Source organism: Cryobacterium glaciale, assembly GCF_004402535.1.
GTDB lineage: Bacteria > Actinomycetota > Actinomycetes > Actinomycetales > Microbacteriaceae > Cryobacterium > Cryobacterium glaciale.
The window spans coordinates 256254-276541 of sequence record NZ_SOEY01000028.1; the positions used below are offsets into that span (position 1 = coordinate 256254).

Annotated in this window: 16 protein-coding genes; 4 read left to right on the top strand and 12 right to left on the bottom strand. The window is 66.8% G+C overall.

Going from position 1 to position 20288, the window contains the following annotated elements:
- Positions 1 to 8 precede the first annotated feature (8 nt).
- The gene (locus tag E3O06_RS13355) at positions 9 to 2522 is read right to left on the bottom strand and encodes a DEAD/DEAH box helicase (protein WP_134503839.1); all 2514 of its coding nucleotides are present in this window, start codon (positions 2520 to 2522) and stop codon (positions 9 to 11) included.
- Between the two features lie 111 nt (positions 2523 to 2633).
- Here E3O06_RS13355 and E3O06_RS13360 point away from each other — a divergent pair, with 111 nt between their 5' ends.
- Positions 2634 to 4214: a molybdopterin-dependent oxidoreductase gene (locus E3O06_RS13360; protein WP_174843231.1), complete on the top strand. Its 1581-nt coding sequence runs from the start codon at positions 2634 to 2636 to the stop codon at positions 4212 to 4214.
- A gap of 6 nt (positions 4215 to 4220) precedes the next feature.
- On the opposite strand, the gene E3O06_RS17600 is transcribed toward E3O06_RS13360, so the two are convergent.
- From E3O06_RS17600 to E3O06_RS13390, 7 genes are all read right to left on the bottom strand, one after another.
- On the bottom strand, positions 4221 to 4382 hold the full coding sequence (locus E3O06_RS17600; RefSeq protein WP_166788211.1) for a hypothetical protein: 162 nt from the start codon (positions 4380 to 4382) through the stop codon (positions 4221 to 4223).
- A gap of 92 nt (positions 4383 to 4474) precedes the next feature.
- Positions 4475 to 5431, bottom strand: coding sequence for a ferritin-like domain-containing protein (locus E3O06_RS13365; RefSeq protein ID WP_134503840.1), 957 nt, complete (start codon positions 5429 to 5431; stop codon positions 4475 to 4477).
- Between the two features lie 149 nt (positions 5432 to 5580).
- Positions 5581 to 6336: a twin-arginine translocase subunit TatC gene (gene tatC, locus E3O06_RS13370; protein WP_134503978.1), complete on the bottom strand. Its 756-nt coding sequence runs from the start codon at positions 6334 to 6336 to the stop codon at positions 5581 to 5583.
- 41 nt (positions 6337 to 6377) lie between these two features.
- Complete coding sequence (gene tatA / locus E3O06_RS13375) at positions 6378 to 6602, bottom strand: twin-arginine translocase TatA/TatE family subunit (protein WP_134503841.1); 225 nt, start codon at positions 6600 to 6602, stop codon at positions 6378 to 6380.
- Between the two features lie 126 nt (positions 6603 to 6728).
- The gene (locus tag E3O06_RS13380) at positions 6729 to 8372 is read right to left on the bottom strand and encodes an FAD-dependent oxidoreductase (protein ID WP_134503842.1); all 1644 of its coding nucleotides are present in this window, start codon (positions 8370 to 8372) and stop codon (positions 6729 to 6731) included.
- On the bottom strand, positions 8365 to 10524 hold the full coding sequence (locus E3O06_RS13385; RefSeq protein WP_134503843.1) for a molybdopterin oxidoreductase family protein: 2160 nt from the start codon (positions 10522 to 10524) through the stop codon (positions 8365 to 8367). The genes E3O06_RS13380 and E3O06_RS13385 overlap by 8 nt, the downstream gene beginning before the upstream one ends.
- Positions 10525 to 10531: 7 nt before the next feature.
- Positions 10532 to 11938, bottom strand: coding sequence for an MFS transporter (locus E3O06_RS13390; RefSeq protein WP_134503844.1), 1407 nt, complete (start codon positions 11936 to 11938; stop codon positions 10532 to 10534).
- A gap of 254 nt (positions 11939 to 12192) precedes the next feature.
- Here E3O06_RS13390 and E3O06_RS13395 point away from each other — a divergent pair, with 254 nt between their 5' ends.
- On the top strand, positions 12193 to 12978 hold the full coding sequence (locus tag E3O06_RS13395) for an RNase H family protein (protein WP_134503845.1): 786 nt from the start codon (positions 12193 to 12195) through the stop codon (positions 12976 to 12978).
- 2 nt (positions 12979 to 12980) lie between these two features.
- Here E3O06_RS13395 and E3O06_RS13400 read toward each other — a convergent pair whose 3' ends face one another.
- Entirely contained in the window at positions 12981 to 14219 is a 1239-nt protein-coding gene (locus E3O06_RS13400) for an exonuclease domain-containing protein (protein ID WP_134503846.1), read from the bottom strand.
- A gap of 110 nt (positions 14220 to 14329) precedes the next feature.
- Between E3O06_RS13400 and E3O06_RS17605 the strand changes: the two genes are divergently transcribed.
- Positions 14330 to 14473 carry a hypothetical protein gene (locus tag E3O06_RS17605; RefSeq protein ID WP_166788212.1) on the top strand — a complete coding sequence of 48 codons (144 nt, stop codon included), beginning with the start codon at positions 14330 to 14332 and terminating at the stop codon, positions 14471 to 14473.
- 169 nt (positions 14474 to 14642) lie between these two features.
- Here the strand turns inward: E3O06_RS17605 and E3O06_RS13405 are convergent, their stop codons facing one another.
- Positions 14643 to 16547, bottom strand: a complete 1905-nt coding sequence (locus E3O06_RS13405; RefSeq protein WP_134503847.1) for an HNH endonuclease signature motif containing protein — start codon at positions 16545 to 16547, stop codon at positions 14643 to 14645.
- 446 nt (positions 16548 to 16993) lie between these two features.
- On the opposite strand from E3O06_RS13405, the gene E3O06_RS13410 reads away from it, so the two are divergent.
- Positions 16994 to 17890 carry an oxygenase MpaB family protein gene (locus E3O06_RS13410; protein WP_134503848.1) on the top strand — a complete coding sequence of 299 codons (897 nt, stop codon included), beginning with the start codon at positions 16994 to 16996 and terminating at the stop codon, positions 17888 to 17890.
- An 8-nt stretch (positions 17891 to 17898) separates the two neighbouring features.
- On the opposite strand, the gene E3O06_RS13415 is transcribed toward E3O06_RS13410, so the two are convergent.
- Both E3O06_RS13415 and E3O06_RS13420 read right to left on the bottom strand, forming a co-directional pair.
- On the bottom strand, positions 17899 to 18756 hold the full coding sequence (locus tag E3O06_RS13415) for a Cof-type HAD-IIB family hydrolase (RefSeq protein ID WP_134503849.1): 858 nt from the start codon (positions 18754 to 18756) through the stop codon (positions 17899 to 17901).
- A gap of 79 nt (positions 18757 to 18835) precedes the next feature.
- Positions 18836 to 20257: a glycoside hydrolase family 1 protein gene (locus E3O06_RS13420; RefSeq protein WP_134503850.1), complete on the bottom strand. Its 1422-nt coding sequence runs from the start codon at positions 20255 to 20257 to the stop codon at positions 18836 to 18838.
- Positions 20258 to 20288: the final 31 nt, after the last annotated feature.

The window sequence follows — 20288 nt, forward strand, 5'->3', positions numbered from 1 at the left end:
TGAGCGCGCTACAGCCGATTCACCCCGGTCACGCGCACGACCGCCGCGCCGAGCTCGTCGGAGTCGGCGAGGTTCACACTCGCGCTGATCCCCCAATCGTGGTCGCCGGCCGGATCGTCGAGAATCTGCCGCACCGTCCACTCCTCGGCACCCTCTTCGATCATCAGCAGGTCGGAGCTGCGCGCGTTGCCGCCGGTGAGCAGCTCATCGTGCTCGGCGAAGTAGCCGTCCATGGCATCGGCCCAGACATCGGCCGAGTAGCCGTGCTCCCGGTCGAGTTCGCCGAGCTCGTCGTAGTGCTCGAGCGCGGCCAGCTGCACCCGACGGAACAGTTCGTTGCGTACCAGGATGCGAAAGGCGCGCACGTTGGTGGTGAGTCGACGCGGGGGCGGCGGCAGAATGGCGTGCGCTTCGGCCTCGTGCGCGGCGAGGTCGGGGTGCAGCAGTTCTTCCCACTCGTCGAGCAGGCTCGAGTCCACCTGGCGCACGAGTTCGCCGAGCCACTCGATGAGATCGAGCAGGTCTTCGTTCTTGGCTTCGTCGGGGATGGTCTGCCGCGCCGCCCGATAGGCGTCGGAGAGATAGCGCAGCACGACACCCTCGCTGCGGGCAAGTTTGTAGAAGGCGATGAACTCGCCAAACGACATGGCCCGCTCATACATATCCCGTACAACGGCCTTGGGCCGCAGTTCGAAGTCGGCGATCCACGGCTGGGAGGCCTTGTACGTGTCGAAGGTGTAGTTCAGCAGCTCTTCGAGCGGCTTAGGATGCGTGATCTCCTCGAGCAGCGCCATCCGCTCGTCGTATTCGATGCCCTCACGCTTCATCGCGTTCACGGCCTCACCCCTGGCGGCGAATTGCTGCCCCATGAGTACCGGCCGGGGGTCATCGAGGGTCGACTCCAGAACCGAGATCATGTCGAGCGAGTAGGTGGGCGATTCCGGGTCGAGCAGCTCGAAAGCGGCCAGGGCGAACGGTGAGAGCGGCTGGTTCAGCGCGAAGTTCGCCTGCAGGTCAACGGTCAAGCGGATGTTAATACGGTCGTTGAGCTTGTCGAAACGCTGCTCCACAATGCCCGCCTCGCGCAGGGTCTTGTAGATGCCCAGCGCACGCCGGGCCAGCACCAGCTGGCGCCGCCACGGTTCGTGGTTGTCGAACACGAGCGAGTGCACGTGGGCGAAGGCGTCGCCGCCGCGCCCGATCACGTTGATCAGCATCGCCGCGGTCATCTGCATGCTCGACGACAGGGTTTCGGGCTCGGCATCGACCAGGCGGCGAAAGCTCGGTTCGCCCCAGGACACGAAGCCGTCCGGCGCCTTCTTCCGCACGATTTTGCGCTTCTTCTTCGGGTCATCGCCGGCCTTCTCGATGGCCTTGAGGTTGTCGCTCTCATGTTCCGGCGCCTGGATGACCACGGTGCCCGCCGTGTCGTAGCCGGCCCGCCCGGCCCGTCCGGCGATCTGGTGAAACTCGCGCACGTTCACCTGGCGCATTTTCACGCCGTCATATTTGGTCAGGGCGGTGAATAGCACGGTGCGGATGGGCACGTTGATACCGACGCCGAGGGTGTCGGTGCCGCAGATCACGCGCAGGTAGCCGCGCTGGGCGAGCTGCTCCACCAGCCGGCGGTACTTCGGCAGCATGCCGGCGTGGTGCACACCAATACCCATGCGAATGAGCCGGGACAGGGTCTTGCCGAAACTCGTCGTGAACCGAAACTCGCCGATCAGCTCGGCGATGACGTCGCGCTGTTCGCGGGTGGCCACCTTCGCGCTCGCGAGCGCCTGCGCGCGTTCGAGGGCTGCGGCCTGGGAGAAGTGCACGATATACACCGGCGCTTTGTCGGTATGCAGCAGTTCCTCCACCGTTTCGTGCACCGGCGTCTGCTCGTAGTAATAGCTCAGCGGAACCGGACGCTCCACCCCGGTGACCACGGCCGTGGGCCGCCCGGTGCGCCGGGTGAGGTCATCGCTGATGAATTTCACGTCGCCGAGGGTGGCCGACATGAGGATGAACTGCACCCGAGGAAGCAGCAACAGCGGCACCTGCCAGGCCCAGCCACGTTCCGGGTCTCCGTAGAAGTGGAATTCGTCCATCACGACGAGGTCGACCTCGGTGTTCTCGCCGTTCCGCAGCGCGAGGTTGGCCAGAATCTCGGCGGTGCAGCAGATGATCGGGGCATCGGCGTTGACGCTCGAGTCGCCGGTCATCATGCCGACGTTTTCGGCACCGAAGGTTTCGACCAGCGAGAAGAACTTCTCACTCACGAGGGCCTTGATCGGCGCGGTGTAGAAGCTGCGCTTGCCGGCCGAGAGCGCCGCAAAGTGCGCACCGACGGCCACGAGCGACTTGCCGGTTCCGGTCGGGGTGCTCAAAATGAGGTTGGCACCCGAGACGATCTCGATGACCGCCTCTTCCTGCGCCGGGTAGAGCGTCAGCCCCTGCTCGGTCGCCCAGCTTTCGAAGGCCTCGAAGAGCACGTCGGGGTCGGTTTCGTTTTCGAGGCGTTCAAGCACAGACATAGTCCCTCAAGACTGCACTACCGAAGCAGCAAGATGTGACGGATGTCTGACGAAACCGCCTCGACGTCCCCGCCGGGTGGTAATCCCAGCCGCCGGTTCTAGGCTGGCAACATGGCCTCCCCCATTACCGTGAGCACCCCGACCCGGCGGCACGCCCCCGTGGTGCGGCGGTTCTGGCGGCCGGCGGCCGCCGGTCTTGCCGCCGCCATCGCGGGACTCGGCCTGGCCGAATTGACCGCCGCGTGGCTCGCCCCCGGCGCGAGCCCGGTACTCACCGTCGGCGCCCTCATCATCGATATTGTTCCGCCCGCCGTCAAGGAACTCGTCATCGGCCTGTTCGGCACGGCCGACAAGATCGTGCTGATCGTGACCATCGTGCTCGTGCTGCTTCTGGTCGCGGCCCTCGCCGGCATCCTCGAGAGTCGACGCCCGCCGTTCGGCCGCCTGCTGGTGGTACTCATCGGCGGGATCGCCCTGTTCGCGGCGCTCTCCCGTTCCAGCGCCTCGACCCTCGACGCCGTGCCCGCCGTCGTCGCCATGGGCGCCGCGGCCATCGCGCTCACTTTTCTCTGCACCCGGCTGCCGAGTCCCCCGGCACCGGCCGAGGCTGCGCCCGGCCCCGACCGCCGCCGCTTCCTCGTCTACACCGGCATAACCGCGGGCATCGGCGTGCTCGCCCTCGCCGGCGGCCAGCTCAGCGCCGCAGCAACCAGGGCAGCGGATGCCGCGCGCGCCTTATTCACCCTGCCCGCAGCATCCGTTCGCCAGGCCGCGATACCGGCCGGAGCGAGCCTCGACGTGCCGGGCATCACCCCGCTGATCACCCCGAACGCCGACTTCTACCGCATCGATACCGCCCTGAGCGTGCCGCGCATCGACCCGCGCGAGTGGCGGCTGAGAATCACCGGAATGGTCGAGAACGAGGTCGAGATCGATTTCGCCGAGCTACTGGCCCTGCCGCTCGAAGAGAGCACGACCACCCTGGCCTGCGTGTCGAACTATGTGGGGGGCGACCTGATCGGCAACGCCACCTGGCTCGGCTACCCGATCCGCGAGCTGCTGGCCCGCGCCAAACCCACGAGCGGCGCCGACATGGTGCTCTCCACGAGCCAGGACGGCTTCACCGCCGGCACCCCGATCGAGGCGCTCACCGACGGGCGCAACGCCATCCTCGCCGTCGGCATGAACGGTGAACCACTCCCCCTCGAGCATGGCTACCCGGTGCGCATGGTCGTGCCAGGCCTGTACGGCTACGTCTCAGCCACGAAATGGGTCGTCGAGCTCAAGCTCACCCGATTCGACCAGGAGCAGGGCTACTGGACTCCGCGCGGCTGGTCCGAGCTGGGACCGGTCAAGCTCTCCTCGCGCATCGACGTGCCCCGCGAGGGCACCACGGTTCCCGCCGGCTCCGTTGTCATCGCCGGTGTCGCCTGGTCGCAGCACGTGGGGATCAGCGCGGTCGCCGTGCAGATCGACGACGGCCCGTGGCGAGACGCCACCCTCGCCGACGCGATCTCGGTCGACACCTGGCGGCAGTGGGCCTACACCTGGGACGACGCGAGCGCCGGCGACCACACCGTCAGGGTGCGGGCAACGGATGCCGTCGGCCTCGTTCAGACGTCAGCCACCGCCGACGTCGCCCCCGACGGCGCCACCGGGCTGCACGAGATTTCGGTGTCCGTCTCGGGATGACCCGAGTCAGTTGCCCTCGTAGGCGGCGCGCAGCCAGCCGAGCAGCTCGTCGTCGACGTCGGCGAGGCTGGTGGTCACCGACACCTTGTGGGTGCACATCCCGCCGGCCAGCAGCAGGCGGTCGGTGGGCGCGGCATCCGCCAGATTGATGCCCAACTGCAGGCGCATGGCGCTCGCCGGTTCGATCAGGAGGTGCGCCGGTGCGTGGGAGTTCTACTCCCGCGCACCGGCGCACCTCGAGCACGACCCGACGCCGGTGGTTAGCCGTTAGCGCCGCTCGTGTTGATGACGCCGTTCACGCCGGCCGGGAAGAACCCGCCAGAGCGCACCGGCGCCGCGTTGAGATAGGTGATATTGAGCACCTGGGCGGCGCTACGGCTGAAGGCCAGGCCGTTGGCGTCGGTCGGCACGAGGTTGGCCTTCGAAGCGTTGCCGATGCCCTGGTCGAGGTCGGTCGGGCCGTCGACGGCGTCGCGCACGTCAGAGATGGCCTGCGCGGTCGTGTAGACCGAGGGCAGTGCGATCCCGAGCGCGTAGAGCGTGCTGCGGATGACCCCGGCGTGGTAGGCCTCGACAGCGAGCAGGCCGGCGGCCGCCTCCAGGAACGTCTTGTTCGAGATCAGCGGAGCCGCGCCCTTGTAGGCGGTTACTCCGACATCTTCGAAGATGAACGCCCCGAACAGAAAGTTCGCCTCGTTGGCGTACACGTCGAACTTCTGCCCCGGCTTGACCAGCCCGGCCGCCTGGGCGGCCGCAGTGAAGCTCGCGTCGAGGTTGATCTTCGGGCGAGATACCTTTGCGCTGCCCAGTGCGGACCGCAGGAAGGCCACGTGGGCCTTCTCGTCGGCGGCGATTTCATCGGCGTACTTCTTGATGATCCCGGTTTTGAAGTTCACCATGCGTCCACCGGTCACACCGCCGCGGGTGCCGGTTCCCGTGGTCATGTTGTCGGGCAGCCCGCTCCCGGTCGTGGCGCGCAGGTAGAACTCGGCCTCGAGGTATTCGAGGTTGAGTGCGAAGTTCAAGATGGCCGCGTCACTCGGTGCTCCTGCCGGCGCCTCGGACGCCTCTGCGGCCAATGCCGGCCCGCCGGTGGCGAGCATCGCTGCTCCTACACCGAAGCCAGCCACACCAGCCGCGCGCAGAAAGTTGCGGCGGTCCGAAGAATTCTCCGCGCTACGGTTGATGGCGTTGGTAATGAAACCCTGATCGAACATCCTTGTTCTCCTGACGTTGTATGAATGTGTCGGGCATGTCTGAAAAGACGTCGTCAACGTACCCGCAGTAAGCAATCGTTCGAAAGGCTGGACACGGCACGTAAGCAAATGATAAGAAATTTTCTCACTTTTTCGCGGACAGCGGCGGGTTAGAGCAGGAGGCCGTCGACACCGACCGGGGGCAGGCGCCGGGCGGCGCGACGATCGTGCAGCACCGCGATGCCGTACGCGGCGAAGTAGAGCACCACCATGGGAACGGCCAGCAGGAACATCGACACGACGTCGGCCGCCGGCGTCGCGATCGCGGTGAACAGGACGATCACCAGTATCGCCACCCGCCAGGACTTGATGATGGAGCGGGCGCTGATCACACCGGCAAAGTTCAGCAGCACGACGAACACCGGAAGCACGAACGCGATTCCAATGGCGATCATGAGTTTGAGCACGAAATCGAAATAGTTCTGCGCGTTGATGAGCGCGGCATCCTGTTGCGGCGCGAAACTCGTCATGAGTTCGACCACGTGCGGCAGCACATACCAGCCCGCAGCACACCCGGCCAGGAACAGCGGCACGGCGGTGAAGAAGAAGCCGAAGGTGTATTGCTTCTCCTTGCGGGTGAGCCCGGGGGTGAAAAAAGCAAAGATCTGATACAGCCACACCGGGCTCGACACGATCAAGCCCACATAGAACGAAATGCGCAGCTTGAGGTCGAACGCACTCGTGATATCGGGATAGTTGATCTGCGCATTGCGGTTTTGGGCGCGCACGATCGCGTAGATCGGCTCGCGCAGGCCGTCCCAGACGAGGCCAGACAGGAACCAGCCGGCGATCGCGCCGACCAGGATGCCGAGTGCCGCCAGAAAGAGGCGCTTGCGCAACTCCAGCAGGTGCTGGCCGAGCGACATCGTGCTCTTATCGCGGTGCACGCCCTGCACGACCATCTGGTCTACGCCTTCGGGTTCGGGGGGCCGCTCGAGTCGGTACCGGCATCCGTGCTGTCATCCGTGCCGGCGCGGTTGGACTCGGTGCGGTCCGGTGTGATCTCACTCTTGAAGATCTTCATCGACTGGCCGAGACTGCGGGCCAGCCCCGGCAGCTTCGGAGCGCCGAACAACAGCAGGATCACGACGAGAATGACCAGAAAATGCCAGCCGGTCAGGTTTTGAAGCATGCGAATTCTCCCTTGAATCATGTCGGTCGTGCAGCAGTGTAACCGCCGCACCGCCGACACAACCGGGTCAGTCTCAGCATTTACTACGGCTGTAAGCTTTTCTCGAGAAAAGCCTGAGACGGATGCCTACCCGGCGGCGGGTTCCGCCGCCCGGAAGCGCTCGAGAACGTCGCCAATGCGCACCCTGCAGCCGCCGCATCCGGTACCGGCTCGGGTGGCCGCGCCGATGCAGGCAACGGTGGTGTTGCCGGCTGCGGCCGACTCGGCAATGGCTCCGACGGTAACCCCGTTACACCAGCACACGGTCGCATCGAGCGCGAACGCACTGCCGGCGGAGGGCTCGTAGTCCGGTCCGTCGTAGCGCAGCAGCACCGAGCGATCGGCCGGCAGTTCGCTGCCGCGCTCGAACAGCAGGGTCAGCTCGGCAGCTGTGCGCGGCATCCCGACGCAGACGAAGCCTTCGAGGATGCCCTTGCGGGTGACCATTTTCACGTAGCGACCGTGTTCCGGATCGGCCCACTGCGCTACCCGCAGCGGCGCGACGGCGCATCCCGCCGCATGATCGTCGGCTGCCGGTTCATCAACTGTGCGATCCCACGGGTCGGCGGCGGTGTTGCCGACCGACACGACGTCGATGCCGTCTGCCTTGAGCATGACCACGGCTGAGGCAGAGACCGCGAGGTCCGGGGTCTGGCCGCGACCCAGCACCTCCGCGGCGAACCGCGCGGCGAGCCAGTCGGCCTGGCGCCAGCCCGGCCCGATCAGGCCGCTCGGCCCGCCGGCCGGAAGGGCTGTGGAATCGCCGGCCTGGGGCGCCGCGGCCACGTGCGCGCAGTCGCCGATCGCGTAGATCTGCGGGTCATTCCAGCTCTGCAGGTTGTCGTCGACCAGGATTCCGGTCGATACCGGCAGCCCGGCCAACTGCGCAAGCTCGGTACGGGCGCCGACGCCGCAGGAGAGCAGCAGCAGGTCGCCGTGGATCTGTTTGCCGTCGGCGCAGATCAGGGCGTCGAACCGGTCGACCCCGTCGTCGTCCTGGTGAAAGATCAGGCTCTCGGCGCGGGAGTGGTTGACCATGGTCACGCCGGCTCGCCGGGCGCTCTGCGCGAGCACGCTGCCGCCGCCGCGGTCGAGGTTTCGGGCCATCGGAATTTCACCGTGGTAGACGACGCAGGCCTGTGCACCGGCGCTCGCAGCGGCGAGCGCGATCTCCATGCCGAGCACACCGGCGCCGAGCACCACGATGCGGGATCCGGCCGTGACGGCAGCGAGCACCCGTTCCGCATCGTCGAGGTCACGCAGCACGGTGACCCCGCGCGGGAGCGAGGCGCCGCTCGTGTCGAGGGTGGCGGCATCCGCTGCGGGCATCATTCGGCCGCGACGCACCCGGGTGACACCGTCAAGGGTAGGGATGTTGGCGCGTGCACCGGTGGCGAGCACCAGCCGGTCGTAGGGCAGCAGGGTGCCGTCACTGAGGGAGACCACCCGGCGGCTGCGGAGGATGGCCGTGACGCTCACGCCGCGGCGCAGGTGCACGCCGGCTTCGCGGGCCGTGAGGGTGTCGGTGATTTCGAGGCTGTCCCGGGCGATATGGCCGACCGCGTATTCGGCGATGAGCACCCGGTTGTAGGCGTCGGCGCTCTCGGCCCCGACCACGGTGAGCGTGGCGGCGCCCTGACGCACGAGCGGCAGCAGTTCTTCGACGAAACGGGCTCCGACCGGGCCGTAGCCGACCAGCACAATGCGCTCGGGATGGGGTCGCTCAGACATCGGCGCCTGCTTTCACGAGTGCACGCACTCGAACGGTGGTCTTCTTGAATTCGGGCATGCCGCTGATCGGATCGGTCTCGTCGTCGGTCAGCAGGTTAGCGCGCTGGTCGCCACTGAAGTGGAACGGCAGGAAGACCGTGTCCAAGCGGATGTCCGTGCTCACCTGGGCCCGGCAGCGCACCGTGCCGCGGTCGTTGCTGACCTCGACCCAGGCCTCGTCGCTGATGCCGAGCTGCTCGGCAGTGGCCGGGTGCAGCTGCAGGCGGGCGTCGGGCTGGGCGTCGGAGAGCTCCCGCACCCGCCGGGTCTGGGTGCCGCTCTGGTAATGCTCGAGCAGACGGCCGGTGATCAGGGTCAGCGTGCCGCCGACCTGGGCGGGCGTGCCGAGACGTCGTGCCGTGACGGCCACCAGGCGGGCCAGGCCGTCGGGGTGGGCGAACCTGTCGAGAAACAGTCGGGGCGTACCGGTCGACCCGACCGGGTACGGCCAGAAGGCCGGTTCCTCGGTGTCGAGCAGGGCATAGCTCAGGCCGGAATAGTCGGCCAGGCCGCCCTCCGACGCCCGGCAGAGTTCGTCGAACACCTCGCTGGCCTGGGCGCTGAAGGTACCAGCGGAGCCCAGCCGGCGGGCCAGCTCCTGCCAGATCCACAGTTCGCTGCGCACGCCGTTTGGCGCGTCGACGGCACGGCGGCGACGGATCACGCGCCCCTCGAGCGAGGTCATCGTGCCTTCTTCCTCTGCCCACTGGGTCACGGGCAGGACGACGTCGGCGAGCACCGCGGTTTCGGAGAAGAAGAAGTCGGCCACGACCAGAAAGTCGAGGGTTTTCAGGGCGGCACGCACCCGGTCGGCGTTCGGCGCGGAGACGACGACGTTAGAACCGTGCACGAGCAGGCAGCGGATGCCGCCCGGCTCCCCCAACGCGCTCAGCAGCTCGACTGCGGGCAGGCCGACGCCGGGCAGGCTGTCGGGGTCGACACCCCAGACCCCGGCGACGTGGGCACGGGCGGTGGGGTCGGAGATCTTGCGGTAGCCGGGCAGCTGGTCGCACTTCTGCCCGTGTTCGCGACCGCCCTGCCCGTTGCCCTGGCCGGTGAGGGTGCCATAGCCGGAGTGCGTCGTGCCGACGAGGCCGAGCAGGAGGCTGAGATTGATTGCCGCGGTGGCCGTGTCGGTGCCGTCGGCATGCTGTTCGACGCCGCGTCCGGTGAGGATATAGGTGCCGTTACCGGTCGCTTTTCCGCGTGCAGCCCCGGCCGCGAGGCGGCGGGCCAGTTCGCGCAGCTGCCAGACCGGAACGCCGGTGTGTTCCTGCACTCTGGTCGGCCACCACTGGCTCACGCTCCGGCGCACCGCGTCGAACCCGGTGGTGCGGGCTTCGAGGTAATCCAGGTCGGCGAGCTTCTCGGCGATGACGATGTGGGCCAGGCCGAGCAGCAGCACGAGGTCGCTGCCCGGGGTCGGCTGCACGTGCATGCCGGCGCCGTCGTCGGTGAGCCGGGCGGTCGCGGTGCGGCGGGGGTCGACGACCACGAGTCCGCCAGCGGCGCGGGCGCCCTCGAGGTGACCGATGAACGGCGGCATGGTCTGCGCCACGTTGGAGCCGAGAATGAGGATGGTGTCGGCCGCGTCGAGCTCGTCGACCCGAAACGGCAGCCCCCGGTCGAGGCCGAAGGCCCGGTTGCCGGCGGCTGCAGCGCTCGACATGCAGAAGCGGCCGTTGTAGTCGATGCGGCTGGAGCGAAGCGCCACCCGGGTGAACTTGCCGAGCTGGTAGGCCTTCTCGTTGGTGAGTCCGCCGCCACCGAACACGCCGACCGCGTCGGCCCCGAATCCGGCGCGGGTCTCGTGCAGCTTCGCGGCAACGAGGTCGAGCGCGTCGCTCCAGGACGCCGGCTCGAAGGTGCCGTCCACCTGCCGCAGCAGCGGTTCGAGGATGCGGTCAGGCGAGACGAGGAGTTCGGCGGCGGTCCAGCCTTTCTTGCACAGGCCGCCCCGGTTGGTCGGGAAGGCCCGGCCGGCGACCGTCACCGCGCCGGCCCGCACCGTGGCTACCGGCGCAGCGACGCTGTCAGCATCCGCTGTGGTGGTACTGAGCGTCATCGCGCACTGCAGGGCGCAGTACGGGCAGTGGGTTCGGGTGCCGCTCAACGGATGCCTAGATTTTCTGGCCGGCGACGGAGGAACCGCGGCGCAGGTAGACGAAGGCGGTGACACACATCATGACAACATAAGCGATCGCAAAGGCGTAGATGGCACTGGAATAGTCGCCGGTGCTGGTCTTGGAGAAGCCGAGTACCTGCGGGATGATGAACCCGCCGTAGGCGCCGACGGCAGAGATGAGGCCGAGGGCCGCAGCCGTTTTGCGCTGCGTGTTGACGTCACCCGAGTTCTGGTGGGCATTTTTCACCCCACTGCGAGCCGAGAACACGCTCGGGATCATGCGGTAGGTCGAGCCGTTGCCGATTCCGGTGGCGACGAAGATGAGCAGGAAACTGCCGAGGAACGCCCAGAAGTTGCCGAGCGGCAGCACCGCGACGACCACGAGCGCGCCGACGGCCATCACGCCGAAGGCGGCGACGGTGACGGATGCCCCGCCGAAGCGGTCGGCCAGGCGTCCGCCGGCCGGACGGGCCAGCGAACCGACCAGGGCGCCGATGAAGGCGAGCGACAGGGAGGCGGACGCGACCTGGAAGGTGGAGTACGCCGGGAACTGGTCGGCGATGAGCTTGGGGAACACGCTCGCGAAGCCGATGAAGGAGCCGAAGGTGCCGATGTAGAGCACGGCGAGAATCCAGAAGTGCGGTTCCTTGATCGCGGCGATCGACCCGGCAAAGTCGGCCTTGGCGTTGGTGAGGTTGTCCATATACTTCCAGGCGCCCCACATGGCGACGAGGATGAACGGGATCCAGAACCAGCCGGCGAAAGAGATGTTCAAGGTTCCGACGGCGCCGAGGGTGATCACGATCGGCACGATGAGCTGGGCCATCGAAGCGCCGAGGTTGCCGCCGGCAGCGTTCAGGCCGAGCGCGTAGCCCTTCTGGCTCTGCGGGTAGAAGTAGGTGATGTTCGACATCGAGCTGGCGAAGTTACCGCCGCCGAAGCCGGCGAGCGCGGCGACGAACAGCATCACACCGAACGGGGTGTCGGGGTTGCCGACGCAGAAGCCGAGGGCGATCGACGGGATCAGCAGCAGCCCGGCCGAGATGATGGTCCAGTTGCGGCCACCGAACCTGGGCACCATGAAGGTGTACGGAAAACGCAGGGTCGCGCCGACGAGGCTCGGCATCGAGATGAGCCAGAACACCTCCGTGGTGGAGAAGGTGAAGCCGGCGGCCGGAAGCGACACGACGACGATGCTCCACAGCTGCCAGACCACGAAGCCGAGGAACTCGGCGAAGATCGACCATTTGAGGTTGCGGGCGGCGATGAGCTTGCCGCCCTGTTCCCACTGGCGCTTGTTCTCGGGGTTCCAATTGTCGATCCAGCGTCCCGGACGGTGCACGAGCACCGCCGAATCGGTATCGATCAGGTTCGGTGCTGATTCAACGGTGCTGGATGTCATCGAAGTCCCCTCGGGATGAAACGGCAGGCAGCCCAAGCGGCTGGCCATGACTTCGACGTTAGCCAGCGCGTGTTTCCGGCAACCGTGACACCCGTTACCTTTCGATCACCAGATGATCACAGGCCGTTCGGGGGGGTGTTGGGGCGCTGTTACATGACGGACACAAACCCCTGGTGCGGACGGGCAGCGGATGCTGTGGGTGGCAGACTTAGACAACCCGCGCTTACGTATTCCTCTGTTTGAAAGGCCCGCACATGACGATCACCGCCGCCGCCGACGGTTCTGCCCTCGGAAACCCCGGACCGGCCGGTTGGGCCTGGTACGTCGACGATTCCTGCTGGTCGGCCGGCGGCTGGAAGCACGCGACCAACAACCAGGGTGAGCTGAAGGCCGTGCTCGAGCTGTTCCGGGCCACCGCGCACCTCGACGACGACCTGCTCATACTGTGCGACAGCCAGTATGTGATCAATTCGGTGACGAAGTGGATGAGGGGCTGGAAGGCCAAGGGCTGGCGCAAGGGTGACGGCAAGCCGGTGATGAACCTGGACTTGCTCAAGGAGATCGACGAGGCCATCGCCGGGCGTCGGTACCGGTTCGAATGGGTGAAGGGTCACGTCGGGCATCCGCTCAACGAGGCCGCCGATGTGCGCGCGCGCGGTGCGGCCGAGGCGTTCCAGCGCGGGCGGCCGGCGCCGGCCGGACCGGGTTTTCGCGGCGGCCAGGCGGCAGCTGAACCTGCGGTTCCCTCGCGGGCGGCGGCATCCGCTGGGCACAGCGCGTCAGCCCCGACGACGGAGCGCGTCACCGAACGGGCCGGCGTCTACGCGCACGATGAACTGTTCTCGCTCGACGACCTTGGCGACGACTTCGGCGAGGATCACCGCGACCTGACCGACCCGCACGGCCCTGACGCGACGCGCAGTGACGGGGAGCTGCACCGGGTCACGCTGTCGCTCAGCGCCGAGGAACACCGACGGGTGCTGCAGCGGGCCACGGCCGGCGGAGTGACCGTCGAGGAGTACCTGCGCGGCCTGATCTGAGGTTAGCGCACCCCGATGAGAGACCGCAGGCCGAATTCGGAGACGATGGGAATGCCGTAGTCGCGGGCTTTACCGGTCTTCCCGGTGACCGACTCCGGGTCGGCGGCAACGAGCAGGCGGGTGCGCAGGGTGACCGCCGTACCGAGCGAGAGGCCGCGAGCGACCAGTTCCCGGCCCCAGTCGGAGCGGGCGCGGGCCATTTCACCGGTCAGCACCACGATGTCGCCCTGTTCCAGCAGCACCGTGTCGATCGAGGCGATCAGCGGGCGCGCGATCGATGACGGTGCCGCCAGCGCGGCGGCGGTGCCCGCGGGGGCGATGTCGAGCATGCGGGCGACCGCGATCAGGTCGGCGGAATCCGCGACGCTGAGGGCGCCGTTGCACCGGGCCACTCGCACCAGGTCGTCAAAGTACCGCTGGTGCAGGATGGCACAATCGGCCACAGTGATGCCGCTCAATTCGGCCAGAATGTGAAGTTCTCGCGTTTGGCCAGGCGAGCACACCCGATCGAGCAGGCACAGGTCGAGCAGGGCGAGATAGTCGAGGTGTTCTTCCGGGCCGGTGTAATCGGGAAGTTTCACGGCCGCCCTGGCCAGGAAGCTCGGGGTCGGCACGGCGTCGATTGTCGTCGACGGGTCGCGCTGCACCCACTGGGCGGCGCTGGCGCCCGCCATTCTCGGCCAGTCGCACTGCTCGGCCCGATCGAGGGCGTTGATCCACGGTGCCGCGCTGGGCGAGCCGTGCACGTATGCTGCCAACAGGCTGGCACACGCCACTGCCTGCGCCAACGCGCCGGGGCCGGGCTCGATCTCGATATCGTAGGCCGCGCAACAATCGATGAGCAGCCGGCCGGCTCCCGGCAGGTAGCTGCGAGCCAGGTGCATGGTGCAGACCGCCTCGAGTCCACGCCCGGGGGCATACCCGATCAGTTCAAACTCGCGCATCAGAAATCCGGTGACGAACTGGGCGTTGTGGGTCACCAACACCCGGCCGCGCAGCAGGTCGACCAGACGTGGTGCGATCTGCTCAAAGGTCGGCGCTCGCAGCAGCTCAGCAGTGCTGACGCCATGGCCAGCCACATCACCGGCGTTGCTGCCGGGATTAATGACGGTCTGCCAACGGGCAGAAATGTGACCACCCACGTCGAGGTGCACCACGGCGATCTCGACGACCCGGTCCCGCTGATACGGGAACAGTCCGGTGGTTTTCAAACATATAACGGCGTATCCACGTTCGGGCATGGTCACACTCCACAATCTTGTTCTGCGAAGTTATCCGCAAACCCGTCGCGTTGCGACAACCCGTTCGGGGGCTTGTGGGTATCGCCGCGCACTGCTTAAATGCGCCCTAAATGCCTAGCAGCACCCAGTACGCCACCGTTCCGTGCTCCCGGTTCGGGATTCAAGCAGTCTGCAGCCTGTCCTACTCCGGACATATGCCGACCGTGATCGCCCCCAACCTGTCAATCCTTCCGCCCGATCGCGCCCAGAACTGACGGCAAGGTAGAGGTAAAGCCGTACCACGAAGACGCCCAGCCGAGTGGATGCGCACTCGGGCGGAATTGGAATCTCGCGTGGCCGTGTTGATCTGGCCGTGTTGATCTGGCTGCGTTGATCTGGCTGCTGATCTGGCCGCGTTGATCTGGCCGAATTCGCGACGTGGGCCTACTTGTCCCAGTTGGGTTGTTCGGTGGGGGTGGCAGCGCGGTGGTGGCTGGCGGGGCGCCAGGTTTGGGTGGGGTCGAAGAGGAGGGGTCCGCGGATCCAGGGGCGGCCGTCTCTCATGTCGATGTCCCAGCCGGAGGTGTCGATGCTGGCGTGGCCGGCGTTGCAGAGGAGTACGGCGTTGCCGATGTCAGTGGGGCCGCCTTGGTGCCAGGGGATGACGTGGTGGGCCTGGGTGTAGTGGGGTGGCACGGTGCAGCCGGGGATGACGCAGCCGCCGTCGCGGGCGGCCAGGGCCCGGCGTTGACTCGCGGTGAAGTACCGGCTGGTGGTGCCGAGGTTGAGGATTTTGCCGGTGTGGCCGAAGAGGATGGGTTGGTAGCCGCCGGCGCAGATGAGTTCGTCGACTTGTCGGGTGGTGAGGGGGCCGTCGATGCCGTCGATCCAGCCGGCTCCGCGCCCGGCGAGGAGGTCGTTGATGTTGATGTGCACGAGCACCGTCGGTGCGGCGCCACCCATCGTCGGGGTGCCCGGCTGCCTTGCTGCGGCTTCGAAAACGGCGCGGAGGATGCCGGCGCGCTTCTCACTGATCGACCGGGTGTCATCGGGCTGCTGCGGGCAAGGACCGAGCGGGTCCGGCTGGATACTCTCGTCAGCGTCAGCGTCGATCTCGACCGCGTTCTCGCTGGCCGCCGCCTCCTGGTTGTCGTTGGCGGAGACATCGTTCTGTTCGTTGCCCTCGTTGCCCTCGTGGTTTTCGGTGTTAGTGGGCTCGGTTTCGCGGAATTCGACCGTGGCCCGCGGAGCGGTGCCGCTGGTGCCGGACACCGGGGTGGTGCTGGCGGGAGCCGGGGTGGCGCCGGGGGTGCTGGCGCCGGGGACGGGGTTGGCCGCCGCGGCGGAGAGGTAGGCGTCGAAGACGTTGCCGATGATGGCGCGGTCGAGGGTGGTGAACCAGCCGTTGAGGCTGTAGCCGCCGTTGCTCAGGCCGCCGAAGGTGAGCCAGCTGCGCCGTTCCGCGGAGGTTTCGCCGGGCGCGGTGCCGTCGGGGGCGAGGCGTGCCTGCCACTGAATGCCCTGCTGCCGCAGCAACTCCGGCGCGAAGGCGATGCCAGCGCCGGGAAGGCCCTCGGTTTCGGGGGTGATCGCGCCGGAGCCGCTCGCGACCAGGGAGCGTTCGACCCGATCGAGGTCCTCGATCAGCACGGAGGAGCGCAGGCCGTCGAGTACCTTCACGATCACGCGGGCCTGCTCCACCCCGACTGCTCCGCCCTGCAGTGCCTCGCCCAGAACAGGATAGGTGGGGTTAAGGGGCCGGCCGAGCAGCATCCGCTCGCCAGCTTTCTCGCCGAGCGCGGCACGCTGGCGCACCTCGGCGCGGGAAAGCCGGGCCAGGGTACAGATCAGATCCACGCCGCTGCGGCAGCCGAGCCGGCGCGCCAGTGTCGGCGCGGCCAGAGCCGCCGCCGCACCCGCCACGCTCGGAACCATGCCCAGCGCCGCCGCCGCGTCCGGCAGCACCGACTCCGGTATCACCGACTCCGGTATCACCGACTCCGAACCAGTAGCCTCGGCACCAGCAACCTCCACACCAGCAACCTCCACCGCGGCAGTCTGGACAGCGACGGCCCGAGCTGCGGCACTCTTCGCAGCAGCAGCATCGAAATATTCGGAGCGACGCAGCACATCGGTCGTCGAGAGCACCCGTGCCCCATCGACGATCCGACCCACGCTTTCGAGGGCGAGCAACATGGTCAGGGATTCCTCGTCACCGAGCAACCCGAACGACACCCCGCCCAACGCCGCCAGCAACAGATCCCTGGCCTGCTCCACCGCCACAATGACGGGATTCGAGCCGGTGCTGCCAGGGTTTTCCATGAACATGGGCGCCAGTGCCTCCTTCACAACGATTCTACCGCAAATCGAACAGGAAAGCGAGAAAAACTCAACAGGACTAGGAAATCCAAATTTTGCGACCCTGCGCCTGGCTACCAAGAGTTCGAGTCGAATCCGCTGGGTACCGGGCCCCAGTGCGTTCTTCCGCCGGGAGTATACGGAGCCTCGTTTTGCCGGGTCGAAGTCTTAATCGAATTCTTGTCATTCCCTGCTTCCGGTGCAGAGCCAGACCCTGCCCTACGGCCAACACGGCGATCCGCAGTACCCGGCCCATATTCTGACCGTGGGCCCAGTTTCCAACCTGGGCCCACGGCCCGGGCCCCGTCCCAGAACTGCAGGCCCGGGCGGCGGGGGCCAACGCGGCCCTCGGCAGCCGTTCGCGGCGGGCGTTCGCGGCGGGCGTTCGCGGCGGGCGTTCGCGGCGGGCGTCCAGCGAGGCCGGGCTATCATCTTGAATGAGCAGATTCACGGACAGCTGGCGCTCGCACCTCCTGGTGACGCTTTCGGGGAACAGCGACGGGCGGCCCGGCTGGGTCGACGAGATCGAGACCGGCGACAATGCCGGATTCTTCGGTCCGGGAAGTGCGGCCTGGACGGTGCACGGCGGAATGGCGACCATGGTCGCCGGTATTCGTGCCCTACTCATGCAGACCCTGCATCCGGGCGCCATGGCCGGTGTTCATGATTGGTCCCGCTATCACGAAGACCCGCTCGGCCGCCTGGCGGGAACGATCCAATGGCTCGTCACGGTGACCTTCGCCGACACTGTTGTGGCCGAGCGCGAATCGGGCCGCGTCGCCCACTTTCACGAACGTGTGGCCGGGACCTACCGCGATGCGCGCGGCGAAAACCGCGCCTACGCCGCGGGGGATCCCGAACTGCTGTCGTGGGTGCACGTGGTGTTCACCGACGCATTTCTGCAATCCCACCTGCTCTGGGGCGACGCCATTCCTGGCGGGGCCGACCGCTACGTCAGCGAATGGGCGACCGCCGGCGAACTCATCGGCGTGCAGGACGCCCCGCATTCCGCGGCTGAGCTCGCCGCCCAGCTCGAGGCTTTTCGCAGTGCCGGGACGCTGAAAAGTGACGACCGCGTCGCCGACGCGGTGCGGTTCATCCGCTACCCGCCGCTTCGCCGCGGCATGCTGCCGTTCTACCGCATCATGTTCGCCGGCGCCGTGGCATCGCTTCCGCGCGAGTATCGCGGCATGCTCGGCCTGAAACGATCCAGTCTGCCCGTCATCTGGGGTACCCGGCTCGTTCTGCGGGTCGTGCGCAGCCTGCTCGGCCCGACTTCGACCTCAGAGGATGCCGCCCGCACGCGTCTCGCGCGGCTCGCGCGGGTCGCCTAGTTTCTCGGTCAGATCAAGCCGTGGCGCCGGAAGGCGTTCCAGACGCCGTCATCGAGCACGGCCGTCGTGATCTCATCGGCGTGAGCCTTGATGTCAGCGGTGGCGTTGCCCATGGCGATGCCGACTCCGCAGACCTGAAGCATCTCGATGTCATTGCTGCTGTCGCCGATACCAATCGCGGCTGCCGCGTCGATTCCGAGGTGGTCGAGGAGCTGCAAAATCGTGCTGCCCTTGTTCACCCCGCTGAGCGTCACCTCGCCGCTGCCCGTTCCCATGTGCGGGATGGTGCCCGTGATGACGTGGAACTCCGAGCTCAGTGCCTCAGACACGCGGTCGTACGCCATCAGATCACCGGCAAGAAAAACTGATTTCGCGATCCCGGAGTAGCTGAGCGGGCGCACGTTGGCAAACGCCTTTAACGCTGGGTGCTCGTCGAGGTCGGCGACGGAGTGCAGATCCGTGCGATCGTCGCCACGGCGCTCCCGATCCTGCTGGAGGTAGGTCGCGAAGCGCGCGCGCACTCCGGGGCTCGGGTAGAGGTGTGTGAGCGATTGCAGGTAGAAGTCGTACCCTGATTCCTCGTAGAAGCCGACCATGCGGGCGACCGCTTCCTCGGGCATCGTGCGGGCGATCACGAGTTCGTCCCCGACTTCGGCGAATCCGCCGCCGGCGCTGATCGCGCCGTCGAAGCCGATGTCGCGAATGGCGGGGTAGATCTCCACCGCCGCCCGCCCGGTGCTGAGGTAGACCAGGTGCCCGTTCTGGCGGGCGGTGCGCACCGCGTCAATCGTCGACGGGGCGATCACCTCCCCGGCGTCGATGAGGGTGCCGTCGACGTCGAGGAACGCGATGCGCGGGGAAAACATGTGGTCCTCCAAACGAGGCGGTCTTGCGGGACGACACTCGACCGCAAGACCGCCGACTGGTTAATGCCTGGTTTCGACGCTAGCGGGTGAGGCTCACACCGTTCGACGCGATGACGTCGGCGTACCAGTGGAAGGACTTCTTCTTGTACCGGTCCAGGGTGCCGGTGCCGTCGTCGTTGCGGTCGACGTAGATGAAGCCGTAGCGCTTGCTCATCTGCGCGGTACTGGCGCTGACCAGGTCGATGCAGCCCCAGGATGTGTATCCCATGACGTCGACGCCGTCGGTGATCGCTTCCCCGACCTGCACGAGGTGGTCGTTCAGGTAGGCGATGCGGTAGTCGTCGATGACGGTTTGGCGGCCGTCGACCGTGACGAGCTCGTCTTTGGCGCCGAGACCGTTCTCCACGATGAAGAGCGGCTTCTGCCAGCGGTCCCAGAACTGGTTGAGCACGATGCGCAGTCCAACCGGGTCGATCTGCCAACCCCACTCGGATGCCTCCAGCGTCGGGTTGTGTACACCCCCCATGATGTTGCCCTTGCCGATGACGCGCTTGGTCTTGTCGGCGGTCTCGGCCACGCTCATGTAGTAGCTGAAGGAGACGAAGTCGACGGTGTTCTCTTTGAGCAGCGTGCGGTCCTCGTCGGTGATCACGAGGTCGACGCCCTGGTCGCGCAGGCTGCGCAGGTAGTAGCCCGGGTATTCGCCGCGCACGTGGATGTCGCCGAAGGCGAGGTTGGTGCGCTCGGTGGTGAGCGACGCCATGACGTCGTCCGGGTCGGGTGACAGCGGATAGGCGGGCATCGCCAGAACCATGCAGCCGATCTGGGCGTTGGGGGCTAGTTCTCTGGCGGCCTTGGTGGCCAGGGCGCTGGCGACCAGTTCGTTGTGGATGGCCTGATAGAGGTCGGTCTTGGAGAGCTCGTTCTGCGGCGTGTTGATGCCGCCGGACATCAGCGGGGCGTGCAGCACGGAGTTGATCTCGTTGAAGGTGAGCCAGTACTTCACGCGGGCGCCATAGCGGGAAAACAATACCCGGGCGTAGCGCTCGTAGAAGCCGATGAGGGCGCGGTTGACCCAGCCGTCGTAGGTGTCGGTGAGGTGCAGGGGCGTCTCGTAGTGCGAGATCGTGACGAGCGGTTCGATGCCGTGCTTCTCGCATTCGTCGATCACGCGGTCGTAGAAGGCCAGGCCCTCTTCGTTGGGCTGTGTCTCGTCGCCCAGCGGGAAGATGCGGCTCCAGGCGATGGAGAAACGGAAGGTCTTGAAACCCATCTCGGCGAACAGCGCGATGTCTTCCGCGTAGCGGTGGTAGAAATCGATGGCCACCTGCTTGAGATTGTCGTCGGTCGGGCCCTCGGTGCGCGGCGTGGTGATGCCCTGCGGCATGACGTCCTGGATCGACAGGCCCTTGCCGCCCTCGTTGTACGCACCCTCAATCTGGTTGGCGGCTGTAGCGCCACCCCAGAGGAAGTCGGCGGGGAAGCTTGATGAATCAGTCATTCGTGTACTCCTTATTACTTTCTTACGCAGT

Coding starts and splice junctions, on each gene's coding strand:
- E3O06_RS13355 (WP_134503839.1), bottom strand. CDS start 2,522: ATGTCTGTGCTTGAACGCCTCGAAAACGAAACCGACCCCGACGTGCTC.
- E3O06_RS13360 (WP_174843231.1), top strand. CDS start 2,634: ATGGCCTCCCCCATTACCGTGAGCACCCCGACCCGGCGGCACGCCCCC.
- E3O06_RS17600 (WP_166788211.1), bottom strand. CDS start 4,382: ATGCGCCTGCAGTTGGGCATCAATCTGGCGGATGCCGCGCCCACCGAC.
- E3O06_RS13365 (WP_134503840.1), bottom strand. CDS start 5,431: ATGTTCGATCAGGGTTTCATTACCAACGCCATCAACCGTAGCGCGGAG.
- tatC (WP_134503978.1), bottom strand. CDS start 6,336: ATGTCGCTCGGCCAGCACCTGCTGGAGTTGCGCAAGCGCCTCTTTCTG.
- tatA (WP_134503841.1), bottom strand. CDS start 6,602: ATGCTTCAAAACCTGACCGGCTGGCATTTTCTGGTCATTCTCGTCGTG.
- E3O06_RS13380 (WP_134503842.1), bottom strand. CDS start 8,372: ATGTCTGAGCGACCCCATCCCGAGCGCATTGTGCTGGTCGGCTACGGC.
- E3O06_RS13390 (WP_134503844.1), bottom strand. CDS start 11,938: ATGACATCCAGCACCGTTGAATCAGCACCGAACCTGATCGATACCGAT.
- E3O06_RS13395 (WP_134503845.1), top strand. CDS start 12,193: ATGACGATCACCGCCGCCGCCGACGGTTCTGCCCTCGGAAACCCCGGA.
- E3O06_RS13400 (WP_134503846.1), bottom strand. CDS start 14,219: ATGCCCGAACGTGGATACGCCGTTATATGTTTGAAAACCACCGGACTG.
- E3O06_RS17605 (WP_166788212.1), top strand. CDS start 14,330: ATGCCTAGCAGCACCCAGTACGCCACCGTTCCGTGCTCCCGGTTCGGG.
- E3O06_RS13410 (WP_134503848.1), top strand. CDS start 16,994: ATGAGCAGATTCACGGACAGCTGGCGCTCGCACCTCCTGGTGACGCTT.
- E3O06_RS13415 (WP_134503849.1), bottom strand. CDS start 18,756: ATGTTTTCCCCGCGCATCGCGTTCCTCGACGTCGACGGCACCCTCATC.
- E3O06_RS13420 (WP_134503850.1), bottom strand. CDS start 20,257: ATGACTGATTCATCAAGCTTCCCCGCCGACTTCCTCTGGGGTGGCGCT.